Genomic DNA, 15,008 nt, shown 5'->3' with positions numbered 1-15,008 from the left:
GTCAGAACCAGTACTTGCGTCCGCCGACGGGACGACCGACGGCACCGAGAATGAGCAGAACGGCGCCGACGACCAGCAGGATGATGCCGATGGTCGTGACGATCGAGATCTTCACGAGGACACCCACCAACAGCAGGACGATTCCAAGAATGATCACCGTCAGGCCTCCGCGACAGTTGACTGAATCCGATTGGGACGCGGTGTCAGTACCCGGCGGACGCACGCTCATGCGTGGCTGCCCACGTTGCGCGCAATAGTGAGTTTCCTGCCCTAGTGTACCTGTTTCGTCGGGTGAGTCACCTTGCCTGGAACGCGTTTTGCGGTGTTTCGGCGGCGATGATCAGGCGACCGGACCGCTGGTTCGCGCTGCCTTCAACGCAGGTCGGAGGACGGTCTGCCAGTCGGATGGCCTGCAGGACCCTGCTGCAGACCAACGCGTCGAACGGCGAGCCGAACTCTTGAGGCTTGGTGAGATCGGTTTGAACTTAGGCGATGCCTGTCGACATTCACGTTCCTGGTCTTCGGCACCGTGGTCGGCCAGGATGCGGCTCAGGTAGCCCTGCCCGCGCCTGGGCCGGGGAGGACGTCGATCGACGTGGCGGGCATGTCCTTGCCGCAGGCGGAGCAGTGCAACTCGACGTGGCTGAGCTGGCCGCACGCGTGGTGGCGGTACAGCACCGGCGGGCCGGCCTCGCCGGCGAGCCAGCGGTCGCCCCAGCGGACCATGACCAGCAGGAGGTCGCACAGCTCGCGGCCCTTGTCGGTCAGCGCGTACTCGTGGCGGACTGGGCGGCTGGCATACTCCTGCCGCTCCACCACGCCGTTCTCGGTCAGCCAGCGGAGCCGTTCGGTCAGCACCTTGCGGGAGATGCCGAGGTCCTGCTGGAGGCGTTCGAACCGGTTGATGCCGACGTAGATGTCGCGCAGGATCAACGGCGACCACGGCTCCCCGATCACGTCCAGCGTGCGTGCGATCGAGCAGGCCATGTCACCGAATGCCGTCCGCTGCATGGTTCTCAGCGTAGCAGCGGAGGGTTCCTTCAAGGAACGGAGCGTGGCTCTGCTGGCAGCAGATTGGCTTGGCGATTCCCCGTTCTCCTTCGCATGCTCGAAGACAGAACAACTGGCCAAGCAAGGAGAAACCGCATGCACGTCGCATCGGCAGAGCGACCGTTGGGGGCGTCGGTGGACGAGCAGCTCGTCAACCGGCTTCTCCACCAGCGCATCATCGTGCTCGGCACCGAGGTCGACGACCAGGTGGCGAACAGACTCTGTGCCCAGCTCTTGTTGCTGTCCGCGGAGGACTCGCGGCGCGACATCAGCCTGTACATCAACTCACCCGGCGGATCGGTCAGCGCGGGACTCGCGATCTACGACACGATGCGCCTGATTCCCAACGAGGTCAGCACGTTGGCGATGGGGCTCGCCGGGAGCATGGGGCAGTTCCTGCTCACGGCCGGGACGCCGGGCAAGCGCTTCAGCCTGCCGCACGCGCAGGTGCTGATGCACCAGGGCTCGGCGGGCTTCGGCGGGACTGCTGCCGACGTCGAGATCTACGCCGGGCAGCTGGAGCGGATCGGGAGTCTGATGACCCGGCTGACCGCGGAGCACAGCGGGCAGCCGTACGAGGTCGTCGAACGGGACTCGCTGCGGGACCGGTGGTTCACTGCGGAGGAGGCCCGCGAGTACGGGCTCATCGACCAGATCGTCGAACGGGTCGACGACGTACGTCCAGCTGCTTACGCGACCGTGGGGATGTGAGCTTTCGATGAGCCAGTACACGATTCCGACCGTGATCGAACGTACGCCGTCCGGCGAGCGCGCCTTCGACATCTACTCGCGGCTGCTGTCCGACCGCATCGTCTTCCTCGGCACTGAGATCGACGACGGCGTGGCGAACGTCGTGATGGCACAGCTGATCCACCTCGAGTCGGCCTCGATGGACCAGGAGATCGCGCTGTACATCAACTCGCCCGGTGGCTCGTTCAGCGCGTTGACAGCGATCTACGACACGATGCGGTTCATCGGGTCGCCGATCGCGACGTTCTGCATGGGCCAAGCCTCCTCGGCCGCGGCCGTCCTGCTCGCGGCCGGAACGCCAGGGCGTCGGTCGGTCCTGCAGCACGCGAAGGTGATGCTGCATCAGCCCTCGACGCAGGCCCGCGGCACGCTGCCCGACCTCGCCGTGCAGGCGAAGGAGGTGGCGAAGGTGCGGGCTGAGATGGAGGCCATCTTGAGCGTGCACACGGGGCATCCGGTGGAGAAGCTGCGTGAGGACATCGATCGGAACAAGACGTTCACGGCCGAGGAAGCGGTGGCGTATGGGCTCGCCGACCAGGTGATCACCAGCCGACAAGAGGTCAGACAGATGGCCTACGCGTAGAGCACCCGGCCACGCGCTGACCCGGGTTTGAATGAAGGGCACCTTCATTCGAACCTATTGAATGAAGGTGCCCTTCATTCAAACGGCGCGGTGGCCGGCGGGACTTGCTAGGCCGCGAGGGCCAGGACGTCCCCGGTGGGGCGGGACTGGCGCTGGGGAGCCACGCTGGTGCGGACGCGCACGCTGTGGAGCTGGACGACCTTGGAGCGCTCGGCGGCCTGCTCGGCGAGGAGGATCCTGCCGACCTCGGCCAGTACCTCGGCCAGCTCGATCCGCAGCGCCTCACAGATGGCCGCGAGGACCTCGGACGAGGCCTCCTTGCGGCCGCGCTCCAGCTCGGACAGGTACGGCATCGAGATCTTCGCGCTGTCCGCGACCTCGGACAGCGTCCGGCGCTGCGCCAGTCGGACCCGGCGCAGCACCTCCCCTAGCGTCTTCCGCAGCAATGGCCTCGGCATCGCCCCAAGATATCGGCGATCACTCCCCCACCGCCCTCCTGTTCGCCGCGGGCGTAAGCACCCCCCGACCCAGCCAGAGCCCCGCCACGTTTCGCATGAGGGCGTCCCTGTAGCGATCTCCTCGAGCGAGGGGCCCCTCCGCCCTTCGCGAAAGTGTGGGGTTCTGGTCGCGACACGCCAGCGTCTCGCGACCAGAACCCCACAGTTTGATGGGACATGGTGGATGGGCCGGGCTCTTCGACAGAGGGACGCCCTCATTCGAAACGTCGGGCGGGCGGTAGCTGCAGTAGCGGCCGGTCCGGATCGTCTCGAGCAGCTCCTCCCCCAGCCGGGCGTCGAGCGCGATCACCCGGAGGATCGCGCGCCGGATCGCCTTCCCCACGGCGATGCGGGCACGTTCCGCCTCGTCGGCGAACAGCCGAGAACGACCACCGGCCCGGAGCTCGTCCAGCACCCGCAGCCGAGGCGTGCCGCGGGCGATCAGGGACGCGGCCTCGGTGAGGTCGGAGGCGAGCAGTTCGACATGCGGGTTCGCCAGCAGCGTGACCAGGTAGCGGACGCCGACCAGGTCATCGACCACGACAGCCCGGTCACCGGCGTCGATGCGCCAGCGCCTCCCGTAGGGCGTGAGCGTGTGAGGGCGGGTCATGGCATCGATCCTCGGCCACGCCACTGGACAAATCATGGGCAATCACTAGGGACCTACCGGTTCGGCCGATACCAGACGTGCGTGGCCGCGGCCGTCGGCACGACCTCGGTGGGGACGAACGTCAGCCCGCCGAGACCATCGAGCAAGCGCTCACCAGCGCCCAGCGTGAGCGGTACGTAGTGCAGCACGAGCTCGTCGATCGCCCCCAGAGCGAGGTACTGGCGCACCACGTTCGCCCCGCCCGCGATCGCCACGTCCTTCGAGCCGGCTGCGGCCTTCGCGTGCGCCAGCGCGGACTCGGGACCGTCGGTGACGAAGTGGAACGTCGTCCCCTCCAGCTCCAGCGGCTCGCGCGCGTGATGGGTGAGCACGTACACCGGCGCGTGGTACGGCGGCTCCTCGCCCCACCAGCCACGCCACGACAGGTCCCACTCACCGCGGCCCGGGCCGAACATGTGGCGTCCCATGATGTGCGCGCCGACCTCCTCCATGGGCTGCGCGCGGTGGGCGATCGGCTGGCCTTCGTCGGTGAACATCCAGTCGTTCAACGCCATCCCGCCGGTGCCGAACGGGTTGTCCAGGCTCTGGTCGGGCGCGGCGGTGAAGCCGTCGAGGGAGATGCACTGCCGAGCTCGCACGATGGTCATGTCCTTCACTCCTTCTGGTCGGTCTCTTACTGCTGAGTCGGACCGGCCGACACGACTTCGACATCGAACTTTCGGAAACTTTCGGCGGACGAGGTCCGCGATGATCGCCGCACGGTGGACCTGCTTGCCGGATAGGCTCGCAACGTGGATTGGGACGCCTGGCACGACGAGTACGACACCCCCGGTACGAGGCTCGCCAGGCGACTGGTGGTGGTCCGGGAGCAGCTCACGATCGCGCTGGACAGCGCGCCGCCGGGTCCGATCGAGATCCTCTCGATGTGCGCTGGCCAGGGGCGCGACGTGATCGGCGTCCTCCCCGAGCATCCGCGCCGCGCCGACGTCACCGCGCTGCTCGTCGAGCTCGATCCGCGCAACGTCACCAAGGCCAAGGAGGCGGCAGCAGACGCCGGGCTCGACAACGTGGAGATCAGAGAGGGCGACGCCGGCAGTACGGACAACTACGTCGACCTCGCGCCGGCGCAGATCGTCCTTGCCTGCGGCATCTTCGGGAACGTGCTGCCCGAGACGGCCGACAAGGCGATCGGCTTCTTCCCCGGCCTGTGCAAACCCGGCGCCGACCTGATCTGGACAGGCGGACGCGTGGGACTGTTCGAGCTCGTCAGGAGCAGCTTGGCGAAGAACGAGTTCGAGCAGCAGTTCGTGTCGGACCCGCGCGAGACCCAGTTCGGAGTCGGCCGGCACACGTACCGCGGCGAGGCTCAACCGCTAGGACGTGGCACCACCATGTTCACGTTCGACAAGCCGCACTGACCCGCTTGGCGCCGACGAGCACCTGGTAGTTCGGCCGCGCGGCGAAGTCCGCCTCGGTCCATACCACCGGCAGGCCAATCTCCTTGCAGAGATGGAGAATCTCACCCGGCGCCAAGTAGACAGCGATGTGGGCGCCGAACGGATCGTCGGTGCGGTTGTAGAACAGCAGATCCAGCGGTTCGAGGTCGGTCACGACCTTCGTCGCCGTCGTGTCCTCCCAGAGATTGCTGGACCGCAGCGGCGGAACGTGCAGCCCGAAGTGCGCGAGCACGGTGTACGCGAACAGCTGGCAGTTCGCGCCAGCACTCAGGTCCGCAGCGTCAGGACCGCACTCGTAGACGTACGGCACATCCCAGTACCACTGGGGCAAACGATCGATCACAGTGCCGCTCGGTTGCGCAGGTCCCAGGGCTGCAGGACCGCGTACAGAGCCTCGCTCATCGGCGTCGACACCCTCGTCTGCTCGCCGCGCCGCACGACCTCGCCGAGGAGCGCCTCGAGCTCCATCGGCTTGCCGTGGATCAGGTCGTGGTGCAGCGACGAGTAGTCGCCCGAGCCGAGCCCGTCCGCGAACGCGACGTGCTTGTCCGACAGGTCGTTCGGCAGGTCCACGCCCTCCGCGCGCGCCACCGCGCACACCTCGTCGACCACGCGGCGGAACAGCTCGCGCGCGGCCGGACTCGTCCGCACCTCACCGATCGGCAGCCGGACCGCCGCGGTCGTCCCCGCCTGCGCGCAGATGAACGCGAACTTGCTCCACAACGTCGCCTTGATGTCCTCGGTCTGGTCGATCGCGAAGCCCGCCGACACTCCGGCCTCGACGAACCGTTCGACCCGCTCGCTGCGACCACCGGCGAGCTCGCCGACCTTGAGCGCAGCTGGGCCGCCGGTATGGGCGATCACGCCGGGTTGCTCGATCGTCGCAAAGATGTACGCGGCGCCGCCGACGACCCGTTCCGGTCCGACGATCGCCGCCAGCTTGCTCTCGTTGTCGACACCGTTCTGGAGTGAGAGAACGACGGTTTCGTCATGCAGCAAAGGCTTCGCGGCCATCGCCGCGGTCTCGGTCTGGTCGGACTTCACCGCGATGAGAACGTAGTCCACCGGCCCGATCTCGTCCGGGTCCTCGGTCGCCTGCACGGATTCCAACGCGAAGTCGCCGTGCACGCTGCGGACCAGCAGCCCGTTGTCCCGCATCGCGGTCAGGTGCGGACCGCGCGCGAGGAACGACACGTCGACGCCGGACTTCGCCAGCTTTCCGCCGAAGTACCCGCCGACGCCGCCCGCGCCGAAGACCGCGATCCTCATGCCCCACACCGTAGCCGCCCCGGCAGTGCCCTCGGCGTGGAATGCGCAACCCTACGCAGCGGCGATAAATGCTTCGCGTCCGAACCGACATCGCAGCTACCGTTGAGGAACAGCGCCTTCCGGTGCGAAGCCCGCGGCTACTTCCTTTCCAAGAAACTGGTCCGCTGGCGCCCTGATCTCGGGAGGCGTTGTCTCGTCTCCCCCTGAACAAGAAGAGGTGGAGGCAGGTGAGCAAGTTCAATGTCAAGAACGTCCGCGCGAACATCCTGTCCGCGCCGCGGAGCGAGCCGACGCCCAGCGGTCGCACGTACGAGGGCGCACCTGGGTATCTCCGGGACGGCAGGTCGGAGCTGTTCTTGCTCGCCGTCTCGAACTTCGTCGGCGAGAACACGTTCTACGAGAGCGCGAGCAGCCGTGACCTGCGCTATCGCGATCTCGTTCGCAGTATGGCCGTCGACGACATCGACTGGCTCGCCCGCTTCCTGCGCTGGCTGCGGACGACCGCGAACCTGCGGTCCGCGTCGCTCGTCGGCGCGCTGGAGGCTGCCCGCGCCCGGATCGAGGCGAACGCGCACGGCCGGACCCGCGACCTCGTCGCGAGCGTGCTGCAGCGACCCGACGAGCCAGGTGAGGCGCTCGCGTACTGGATTTCCACGTACGGCAAGGAGATTCCCAAGCCGGTGAAGCGCGGCATCGCCGACGCCGTACGGCGCCTGTACACCGAGCAGAGCCTGCTCAAGTACGACACCGCGACGAAGGGCTTCCGGTTCGGTGACGTGCTCGAGCTGGTCCACCCGAGCCCGGACCCGGGCAAGCCCTGGCAGGGCGCGCTGTTCCAGCACGCGCTCGACCGGCGACACGGCCGCGACCGGGACATTCCGGACGCGCTGCCGATGGTGCGTGCACGTTCGCTGCTGCTGGCGGCGCCGGTCGAGGACCGCCGCGCGCTGCTCGGCGGCGCGCTGTTCCGGGAGGCGGGCATGACCTGGGAGTCCGTGGCCGGCTGGCTGCAGGGACCGATGGACGCGCAGGCGTGGGAGGCCGTGCTACCTGGGATGGGCTACATGGCGCGGCTGCGCAACCTGCGCAACTTCGACGAGGCCGGCGTCTCCGACGCGGTCGCGGCTTCGGTCGCTTCGGAGCTGGCGGACCCTGCGCTGGTGGCGAAGTCCCGGCAGCTGCCGATGCGGTTCCTGTCGGCGTACCGGGCGGCCCCGTCGCTGCGGTGGGCGTACGCGCTGGAGCAGGCGCTCGGGCACGCGCTGTCGCACGTACCGGCGCTCCCTGGCCGAACGCTGATCCTGGTGGACCAGTCCGGCTCGATGGGCAAGCGGCTGTCCGAGCGTTCGCAGCTGACCTGCTCCGACGCGGCGATCGTGTTCGGCGCCGCGCTGGCGCTGCGGGCGGCGTCGGCCGACCTGGTGCAGTTCGACAACCGAAGCGCGCCGGTGGAGGTACGGCGAGGCGAGTCGGTGCTCCGCGTGGTCGAGCGGTTCTGGGGTCCGCGCGGCGGAACGAACACCGCGGCTGCCGTGCAGGCCTGGTACCGCGATCCCGTCCACGACCGGGTGGTCATCGTGTCCGACGAGCAGGCCTGGGGTGGCCGGCGCGGGCAGGACCCGACGGACGCCGTGTCGCCGCGGGTGCCGGTGTACACGTGGAACCTCGCCGGCTACCGGTATGGGCACGGGCCGAGCGGCACCGGCAACCGGCACGTGTTCGGCGGGCTGAGCGACGCGGCGTTCGGCATGATCGCGCTGATCGAGGCCGGCAAGAACGCCGACTGGCCCTTCTAGCCGCTCGCCTTGCGGGGGTCAGGGCGACTGGGTCGGGGGCACCCTTGTCCGAACGTCCTCGAGCGAGGAGACCTCCGCCCTCGCGAAACTGTGGGGTTCTGGTCGCGACACGCCAGCGTGTCGCGACCAGAACCCCACAGTTTGATGGGACATGGTGGATGGGCCGGGCTTTGGGACGAGGGGTCCCCTGACCCAAAACGCGGGGCCACGCTGGCTTGTCGAGCCGACCCCGTGGTGCTGGCGTTGCGCAGGCTGACTGGGTCGGGGGCACCCTTGTCCGAACCTATGGGACCAGGGTGCCCCCGACCCAACCGAACGCCGGGGTGCGAGGCCGGGGTCAGCCCATGCTCTTCTGGCCGTCGATCGACTCGCGGATGATGTCGGCGTGCCCGGCGTGCTGGGCGATCTCCGCGATCAGGTGGACGGCCACCCGGCGTACGGACCAGCTCTTGCCCTCTTCGAACCAGGGCGCCACTGGCAGTGGGTGCGACATCGACAGGTCCGGAACGGTCGCGATCAACGTGTCGGTCTCCAGCGCCGCGTCCGCGTAGTCGGCGAGCACGCTCTCCAGCGTCTCGTCGGGCCGCAGGCTGAAGCTGTCGAAGAAGTCCGCCTGGTAGCTGTCCATCTCGCCCGCGCCGCCGCGGATGAACCGGGCCCAACCGCGCTCGGCCGCGGCCACGTGCTTGATCAGCCCGCCGATGGTCAGCTCGCTCACCGTCGTTCGCTGCCGGGCCTGCTCCTCGGTCAGCCCCTCCGCGGTGAACCGGAAGAGGTACCGGTGCTTCGCCAGCGTCTCCAGCAGCTCGGCTCGCTCGTCGGTCAGCACGGTCTCGGCAGTGATCGTGGTCATCGTTCGCTCCCTTTGGGTTCGTCCGTTGACCCCTACTCTCGCGGCTATTCCGGCCAGTTTCCGTCCTCAATCAAACCCAGTGCGCGGGATGTTTCAGAGCGGCCGGCAGCTTGGTCCGAACGGCGCTGGAGGCGGCGTCGACCTGCGGCTGGGTGACGAAGATGCTGGACGAGAGATCCGCCCCGGACAGGTCCGCTCCGCGCAGGTCGGCGCCGATCAGGTCGGCGTGGCGGAGGTCGGCGTTGCGCAGGTTGGCGCCGAGCAGGTACGTGCCCCGCAGGCTCGCGCCGCGCAGATCCGCGCCCTGGAAGTCGGCACCGATCAGGTCCTTGCCGCGCAGGTTCTTCTTCTTGCCGGGGACGGTCGCCCGTACGACGTCGCTCACCTGCAGCAGCAGCACGTTCACCTTCGCGCGGTGTCCCGCGACGTCGAGCTCGCGCAGTGCGTCGGCATCGCCTCGGGCGAGTCGTTCGGTCTCGTTCAGCATCCGCGCCAGCTCGGCGTGAATCGCCTTGGCTGGTGGGAGGGTGAGCGACTCGGTCAGGTACCAGAGCAGCTCGTGCAGCTGGCGTACGACGGGAAAGACCGCGAACATCCGCCCGGCGACCGCGGGGTCGTCGCGCCAGGACGTTCCCCCGAACGTCGCCTGCGAGACCCGCTGGCCGGCGCCGAAGCAGTCGTACACCGTGCAGCCGGCAAGGCCCTTCTCCCGCAGGTCGGCGTGGATCGAGCAGCGATTGTCGCCGCGCAGATTGCGGCAGGGTTCGCCGGCCTGCTTGTCGAACGTGAAGTCCGCCGACCGCGTGAACGGGAGCGCGACGCAGCACAGGCCAAAGCAGTTGGCGCAGTCGGCACGCAGCTGCGAACGGTCGGACGAGGGCACCCGACCGACGGTACTCTCCGGCCTCATGACCGATCCGCTGCGCCCGTTCTGGGACTTCGACGACCTCGACGCGACCGAAGCGCGGTTCCACGTGCTGCGCGCGGAGATCCTCACCCAGCTCGCCCGCGTGCACGGACTCCGCGACGACTTCGCCGCCGGCGACCGGCTGCTGGACGAGGCCGCAGCGACCGAGAGTCCTGTCCTGGCAGCGCGCGTGGCTCTCGAACGCGGTCGGCTGCGCCGTTCGTCCGGCGACGCGGAGTCCGCTTTGCCCTTGTTCGAAAGGGCATTCGCCGTCGCGAACGAGACAGGCGAGACGTTCCTCGCGATCGACGCCGCGCACATGGCCGCGATCGTCGCGCCGGCAACGGAGGACCGGGAGGAGTGGGCTCGGCGCGGCATCGCGCTCGCGGAGGAGTCGGACGTTCCGGACGTACGCCGCTGGCTCGGCTCGTTGTGGAACAACGTCGGGTGGGACCGGTTCGAGCGCGGCGATCACGCCGACGCGCTGACGGCCTTCGAGCAGGCGCTCCAGGCGTACGACCAGGGCGAGCAGCTCCAGCTCGCGCGGTACGCGGTCGCGAAGGCGCTCAGGGCACTGGGCCGGGCGAACGAGGCGATCGCGCTGTTGGAGCTCGCGGTCGCCGAGACACCGGAGCCGGACGGCTGGTTCCACCACGAGCTCGCGGAGTCGTACACCGCGATCGGCGACGAGACGCAGGCCACCGAACACGCCCGCATCGCCGCGAACCTGCGGCCCGATGGGGGCTACTGAACGGGGATCGAGCCTTCTCCGTCGCCAGCGCTGGCACCGCCGGCCAACGCCTCGGCGCGGGTGTCGAACACCGGCCAGGCACGGTCGAGCCCGGTGATCGAGAGCACCTTGCCCGCGATGCGGGTCGGTGCCGCGAGCGCGAACGCCGTCCCGACCTCGGTCGCGCGCCGGTAGACCGCGACCAACGCGGCGAGGCCGGTCGAGTCGAGGAACGTCACCTGCGACAGATCCACGACCAGCAACGGCGGCCGGTCGTTCAGAGCGGTGAGAAGCTCGTCGCGGAGTCGGGGAGCCGACGCCACGTCCACCTCACCATCGGGAATGGCGACGAACGCTGCACCATCACGTTCGATCGAGATACCTAGATCCACCGCAGTCTCCGTCTTTGCCACGCGATGGCCTCGCTGTCGGACCACTCTGCTCACAGTCCGGAGGATCCTCTCACAGACCATCGCCCGGACACACGGGGTGTCCGGGCGATGGTCGGTGTCGTTCAGCGGGCGAGGTCGCTGAACCAGCGAACGGTGGCGGCCGTACCCACGCGGTTCGTGCCAAGGTGGTCGATGTCGTCACCCAGGTTGACCGCCTTGACGTTGGCGCGGCTGGCGCGGAGCTCGGTCGCGCAGTATTCGGTGTTGGCGTTCAGGACCTGGTCGTCGGCGCCACCGTAGAAGAGCTTGACCGGGTACCGCGGCGCCCAGTCCGAGCAGGTCGTGTCGTGCTCGCGCATGGCCTTGGCGAGCTTGCCGGTCGGGTGGCGCAGCATGGCGAACGCGTGCTTGGTGTAGAGCTGGTTCACGTTGTCGGGGATCGTCGCCAGGATCTCCTGGCCGGTGTGCAGACCGTCGAGGACGCGCTCGATGCGGCCGTCGTCGTACGGGTACTGGAAGACCTCGGAGGGGTCGTCGTAGAGGTTCAGCCGCCGGTCCCACGCGGTGAGGAAGTAGGCCGTGTAGCCGACACTCAGCTTGGGGTTGGGGACGTCCTTGCCGCTGAGCAGGGCGGGCAGCTCGACGCGGCGCCAGTCGTACGCGCCGCTGATCGGGGCAAGTGCGACAACCCGGAAGGAACGGTCTGCGCCTCGGTGCAGTGCCTTCGCGAGCCCGGTGGCGGCCGAGGCGCCCTGGGAGAAGCCGGTGACGTAGAGGTTTCGGCTGAGGATCCTGCCCTGCTGCCTGGCGAACGTCCGTGCGGCTTGGAGCAGGTCGATGGTCGCGGTCGTCTCGGACTTGATGTGCAGGAACGGGTGCTGTCCGGGGCCTTCGCCGAGCCCGAGGTAGTCGGGAGCGACGGCGGCGAATCCGGCAGCGGCGTACGCGTGCGCGGGTCCGGGTCCCCAAAGGTCCTCGGCGACGGACGGGGCGTCGGCCTTGGCGAGCTCGGTGCCGTGGCTGTACGAGACGGTGTCGAGTTTGCGGCCGGCTCGTCGTTCGGGCAGCGCCACGAGGCCGCTCGCGGTGGTGGGTCGTCCGAACTCGTCGACCGTCTTGTAGATGAGGCGGTAGGTCTTGATGTCGTACTTGATCGATGCTTCGTCGCTGAAGCCCTCGTCGCCGAGCTCGGTGCGGAGGGTCTCTTGGCTGATCGTCCTCAGCGCGGTGTGGTCGACGAGCGCGCCACGCTTCGGTGCGTTGGTCTCCGCGCTTGCGGCCGGTTGCAGGGGCGTTTTGGCCGCGCTCGCGACGTTCGTGCCGATCGCGGCGCCGGTCACGGCGAGGCTGGCTATGAGGGCGGTCGTGGTGACGGTGCGGACGACCGATCCGACTCGCGAGGGTGGCTTCGTCATGCCCTCCACGCTAGGAAGCCGGCGGGCTTCCGGAAATCCCGCCAGCCGGCCGGTCTGGGGTGGGGTTAACCAGAGGGGCGCGTCGGCCAGCCGGTCTCGCTGAGGATCTGGTCGGCGACCTGCGCGACGTCGCGTCCGTTCGTGTCGACGGTGAGCTCCGCGCCGTCGTCGCGTTCGAGCAGGGCGGACAGCTCGATCGCGCGGTGGGTCAGCTTCGCGATGCCGTCGCCGCGCTCACGGCCGCGTCGAACGATGCGACTGCCGAGCTGTTCGTTGCCGGCCTCGAGCCGGCAGAGGACGGCGATGGCCTGCGGGATGGCCGCTTCGTACGCCTCGCGGTGCTTCCGCGACTCGATCACGCCGTCGACGATGAGGCAGCGGGAGCCGGCGGCTTGGTAGTTGGCCCAGACCGCGGCGAGGTTGGCGGCGCGCATCCGTTCGTTGTGCGGGTCGTCTGCTGGCACGGGCCAGGAGGCGCCGAGCAGGTCGAGGTCCGCGAGCGCCGGGCTGTCGCCGTTGTCGACGAGCCGGTCGAAGATCTCCCAGGCCACGGTCGACTTGCCGACGCCGGGCGGACCGGAGATCAGCAGCATGGGTACGGCGTTCTTGGGCACGACTCCGGAGACTATTAGGGTCGTGGGCATGGGTGCACGCGAGTTGATCGCGCTGGAGATGGAGACGCTGTGGGGCTCCGATGCGCGCGGCCGGGTGCTGCCCGCGCATCATCTGGTGGCGGGCGTCACTGCCGATGCCGTCGTGGTCCGGTACGGCTCGTCAGTGCCGGACGAACTCGTTGCGCGGCTGGGTGCTCTGACGCCGGATCCGACCAACATCGCCCCGTTCCTGGCTCAGTGTCAACAGCTGCTTGACAGCAGGTACGGCAGCACGGTGCTCAACTCCGGGCCGGGCTATCTGATCCCCGAGGGCCTCACGTACGAGAGCGACGCCGACTTCGTCGACAGCCGCGCGCCACGGTCCCTTCCTTGTCCGGACACCTGGCCGTCGGACGAGTGGCAGGAACTGCTCGCCGGGAACCTCGGCCCGTGGGCGGTCGCGGTCACCGACGACGACCGCGTCGCAGCGGTGGCCCACATGCCGGCGTCGAACGAACGGGCCGCCGAGATCGGCATCGAGACGCACCCCGACTTCCGCGGTCGCGGCCTCGCCGCCGCCACCACAGCCCGCTGGGCCGAGGTCGCCAAGGGCCGCACGCTCTTCTACAGCACGTCGGCCGACAACCGCTCGTCCCAACGCGTCGCCGAACGACTCGGCCTCGAGCAGCTCGGCTGGCTCTGGAAGCTCTCCCACCCCGACCAGTCCGGCACCCACGCCGGCCGCCGCTAGCCCCGCTTCCCGGTCCGGCGCCGGGGCCAATGATCATGTTTACATGATCATTGGCCCCTTTACGTGGGGTGGACGCCAGGTAGAGCGGCCACTGGCCGGGTAAGGCGACTGGAGGGGATCTCTCCGTGGTCGGGGAGACCTCTCAGTCGTCGATGGCCGCGTAGACCGAGGCCCAGAAGTCGAGGTAGATCGGGGACCCCATCGGGAAGCCGCCGCGTTGGGTGAAGAGGATGGCGGTCAGCTCTTCGGCGGGATCGGTGAACCAGGTCGTGCCCGAGCCGCCGTCCCAGCCGTAGCGGCCGACGCGGTCGTGGCCGTTGTTCGTCGTTCCCACCGCGAGGCCGAATCCCCAGCCACGACTGTCGAAATACCCCGGCCAGAAGCCCGACACGGCCTTCTGCGCGGGCGTCAGCTGGTCGGACAGCATCGCCTCCACGCTCGGCCGCGACAGCAGGCGGTCGGCGCCGCGGCGGCCGAAGTGGCGGAGGAGCTCGGTGAACGTGGAGAAGTCGTCGATCGTCGACAGCAGGCCCGCTCCGGCGGACGGGTGGGTCGGCGCCACCAGGTGCTTCGACGTCGCGGCCGGGTCGTCCACCACCAGCTCACCCGACGGCGCGACGCCGTACGCGGACGTCAGCCGCCCCACCGACGTCGCAGGCAGGGTGAACCCGGTGTCGATCATCCCGAGCGGCCCGAAGACCCGCTCCGCCAACAGCTCCGGCAGCGGCGTCCCCGCGGCCCGGGAAAGGAGCACCCCCAGGATCTCGAGCCCGGTGTTGTAGAGCCATCGCGATCCCGGCTGGTACATCAACGGCAGCGCGGCGAGCCGGGCGAGCCACTCGTCGCCGGTCTCCGTCTGCGCGTGTTGCGGCGGACCGAAGCCGCTGAGCGCCGCGGTCGCCTCACCCAGCGGCGACGACGGCGGCAGCGAGAACAGCATCCCCAGCCCGTTCCGGAACGTCAGCAGGTCCCGAACGGTGATCGGCAGCTCCACCGGAACGGTCTCCTCCAACGGCCCGTCCACAGCGGCGATCACCCGCGGAGAGGCGAGCTCCGGAAGCAGCCGAGCCACCGGCTCGTCGAGGCTGAACAGGCACTCCTCGGCCAGCATCAGCGTGAGAACGGCGACTACCGGCTTGGTCAACGACGCGATCCGGAAGATCGAGTCCCGCCGCATCGGCTCGGCCCCACCAGGCGCCAGCGAGCCGACCGCGTCGACATGCACCTCGCCGCGCCGGCTGATCAACGTCACCGCGCCGGCGAGCCGGCCGGCCTCCACGTGCCCGGAGAGAGTCGAATGCAGACGCGCGAGCCGCGTCTCGGAGAGTCCACCAGCAGCCATAGAGACGAATGCT

General features: G+C 68.9%; 19 protein-coding genes. 6 read left to right on the top strand and 13 right to left on the bottom strand.

The annotated features are described in order from the left end of the window. Position 1: 1 nt before the first annotated feature. Both JOD67_RS10640 and JOD67_RS10635 read right to left on the bottom strand, forming a co-directional pair. The gene (locus JOD67_RS10640) at positions 2-157 is read right to left on the bottom strand and encodes a hypothetical protein (protein WP_205117271.1); all 156 of its coding nucleotides are present in this window, start codon (positions 155-157) and stop codon (positions 2-4) included. A 392-nt stretch (positions 158-549) separates the two neighbouring features. Beyond that, a complete protein-coding gene (locus JOD67_RS10635) occupies positions 550-1,011 on the bottom strand; it encodes a winged helix-turn-helix transcriptional regulator (RefSeq protein ID WP_205117270.1) in 462 nt (153 codons plus the stop codon). Positions 1,012-1,146: 135 nt separating this feature from the next. Here JOD67_RS10635 and JOD67_RS10630 point away from each other — a divergent pair, with 135 nt between their 5' ends. Continuing rightward, positions 1,147-1,761: an ATP-dependent Clp protease proteolytic subunit gene (locus JOD67_RS10630; RefSeq protein WP_205117269.1), complete on the top strand. Its 615-nt coding sequence runs from the start codon at positions 1,147-1,149 to the stop codon at positions 1,759-1,761. A 7-nt stretch (positions 1,762-1,768) separates the two neighbouring features. Continuing rightward, positions 1,769-2,383: an ATP-dependent Clp protease proteolytic subunit gene (locus tag JOD67_RS10625; protein WP_205117268.1), complete on the top strand. Its 615-nt coding sequence runs from the start codon at positions 1,769-1,771 to the stop codon at positions 2,381-2,383. Between the two features lie 107 nt (positions 2,384-2,490). Here the strand turns inward: JOD67_RS10625 and JOD67_RS10620 are convergent, their stop codons facing one another. Genes JOD67_RS10620 through JOD67_RS10610 form a run of 3 tightly spaced genes read right to left on the bottom strand, consistent with a single transcriptional unit; the run spans position 2,491 to position 4,137 of the window. Then, positions 2,491-2,841: a helix-turn-helix domain-containing protein gene (locus tag JOD67_RS10620; protein WP_205117267.1), complete on the bottom strand. Its 351-nt coding sequence runs from the start codon at positions 2,839-2,841 to the stop codon at positions 2,491-2,493. 19 nt (positions 2,842-2,860) lie between these two features. Then, positions 2,861-3,490, bottom strand: coding sequence for a hypothetical protein (locus JOD67_RS10615; protein WP_205117266.1), 630 nt, complete (start codon positions 3,488-3,490; stop codon positions 2,861-2,863). A 53-nt stretch (positions 3,491-3,543) separates the two neighbouring features. Then, positions 3,544-4,137 (bottom strand): dihydrofolate reductase family protein, encoded by a 594-nt coding sequence (locus JOD67_RS10610; protein WP_205117265.1) that lies wholly within the window; start codon positions 4,135-4,137, stop codon positions 3,544-3,546. Positions 4,138-4,281: 144 nt separating this feature from the next. On the opposite strand from JOD67_RS10610, the gene JOD67_RS10605 reads away from it, so the two are divergent. Continuing rightward, entirely contained in the window at positions 4,282-4,908 is a 627-nt protein-coding gene (locus tag JOD67_RS10605; RefSeq protein ID WP_205117264.1) for a class I SAM-dependent methyltransferase family protein, read from the top strand. Here the strand turns inward: JOD67_RS10605 and JOD67_RS10600 are convergent. After that, entirely contained in the window at positions 4,886-5,290 is a 405-nt protein-coding gene (locus tag JOD67_RS10600; RefSeq protein ID WP_205117263.1) for an NlpC/P60 family protein, read from the bottom strand. The genes JOD67_RS10605 and JOD67_RS10600 overlap by 23 nt on opposite strands. Continuing rightward, positions 5,287-6,216 (bottom strand): 2-dehydropantoate 2-reductase, encoded by a 930-nt coding sequence (locus JOD67_RS10595; protein WP_205117262.1) that lies wholly within the window; start codon positions 6,214-6,216, stop codon positions 5,287-5,289. The genes JOD67_RS10600 and JOD67_RS10595 overlap by 4 nt, the downstream gene beginning before the upstream one ends. A 227-nt stretch (positions 6,217-6,443) precedes the next feature. Here JOD67_RS10595 and JOD67_RS41840 point away from each other — a divergent pair, with 227 nt between their 5' ends. Beyond that, complete coding sequence (locus tag JOD67_RS41840) at positions 6,444-8,012, top strand: TROVE domain-containing protein (protein WP_205117261.1); 1,569 nt, start codon at positions 6,444-6,446, stop codon at positions 8,010-8,012. A gap of 337 nt (positions 8,013-8,349) precedes the next feature. Here the strand turns inward: JOD67_RS41840 and JOD67_RS10585 are convergent, their stop codons facing one another. Next, positions 8,350-8,865 (bottom strand): DinB family protein, encoded by a 516-nt coding sequence (locus JOD67_RS10585; RefSeq protein WP_205117260.1) that lies wholly within the window; start codon positions 8,863-8,865, stop codon positions 8,350-8,352. Between the two features lie 70 nt (positions 8,866-8,935). Continuing rightward, the gene (locus JOD67_RS10580) at positions 8,936-9,748 is read right to left on the bottom strand and encodes a pentapeptide repeat-containing protein (protein WP_307782344.1); all 813 of its coding nucleotides are present in this window, start codon (positions 9,746-9,748) and stop codon (positions 8,936-8,938) included. Positions 9,749-9,773: 25 nt separating this feature from the next. On the opposite strand from JOD67_RS10580, the gene JOD67_RS10575 reads away from it, so the two are divergent. Then, positions 9,774-10,523 (top strand): tetratricopeptide repeat protein, encoded by a 750-nt coding sequence (locus tag JOD67_RS10575; protein WP_205117258.1) that lies wholly within the window; start codon positions 9,774-9,776, stop codon positions 10,521-10,523. On the opposite strand, the gene JOD67_RS10570 is transcribed toward JOD67_RS10575, so the two are convergent. From JOD67_RS10570 to JOD67_RS10560, 3 genes are all read right to left on the bottom strand, one after another. Then, positions 10,517-10,894, bottom strand: coding sequence for an STAS domain-containing protein (locus JOD67_RS10570; RefSeq protein WP_205117257.1), 378 nt, complete (start codon positions 10,892-10,894; stop codon positions 10,517-10,519). The two genes, JOD67_RS10575 and JOD67_RS10570, sit on opposite strands and share 7 nt — an antisense overlap. Positions 10,895-11,016: 122 nt before the next feature. Continuing rightward, the gene (locus JOD67_RS10565) at positions 11,017-12,309 is read right to left on the bottom strand and encodes an alpha/beta fold hydrolase (RefSeq protein WP_205117256.1); all 1,293 of its coding nucleotides are present in this window, start codon (positions 12,307-12,309) and stop codon (positions 11,017-11,019) included. A gap of 65 nt (positions 12,310-12,374) precedes the next feature. Beyond that, entirely contained in the window at positions 12,375-12,923 is a 549-nt protein-coding gene (locus tag JOD67_RS10560) for an ATP-binding protein (RefSeq protein WP_205117255.1), read from the bottom strand. Positions 12,924-12,951: 28 nt separating this feature from the next. On the opposite strand from JOD67_RS10560, the gene JOD67_RS10555 reads away from it, so the two are divergent. Continuing rightward, a complete protein-coding gene (locus JOD67_RS10555; RefSeq protein WP_205117254.1) occupies positions 12,952-13,653 on the top strand; it encodes a GNAT family N-acetyltransferase in 702 nt (233 codons plus the stop codon). A gap of 142 nt (positions 13,654-13,795) precedes the next feature. Here JOD67_RS10555 and JOD67_RS10550 read toward each other — a convergent pair whose 3' ends face one another. After that, positions 13,796-14,995: a serine hydrolase domain-containing protein gene (locus tag JOD67_RS10550; RefSeq protein WP_239553800.1), complete on the bottom strand. Its 1,200-nt coding sequence runs from the start codon at positions 14,993-14,995 to the stop codon at positions 13,796-13,798. Positions 14,996-15,008 lie beyond the last annotated feature (13 nt).

Source organism: Tenggerimyces flavus (assembly GCF_016907715.1).
Taxonomy (GTDB): domain Bacteria; phylum Actinomycetota; class Actinomycetes; order Propionibacteriales; family Actinopolymorphaceae; genus Tenggerimyces; species Tenggerimyces flavus.
Note: the sequence above shows the minus strand (reverse complement) of the source record. Positions and strands in the feature narration are given on the sequence as shown.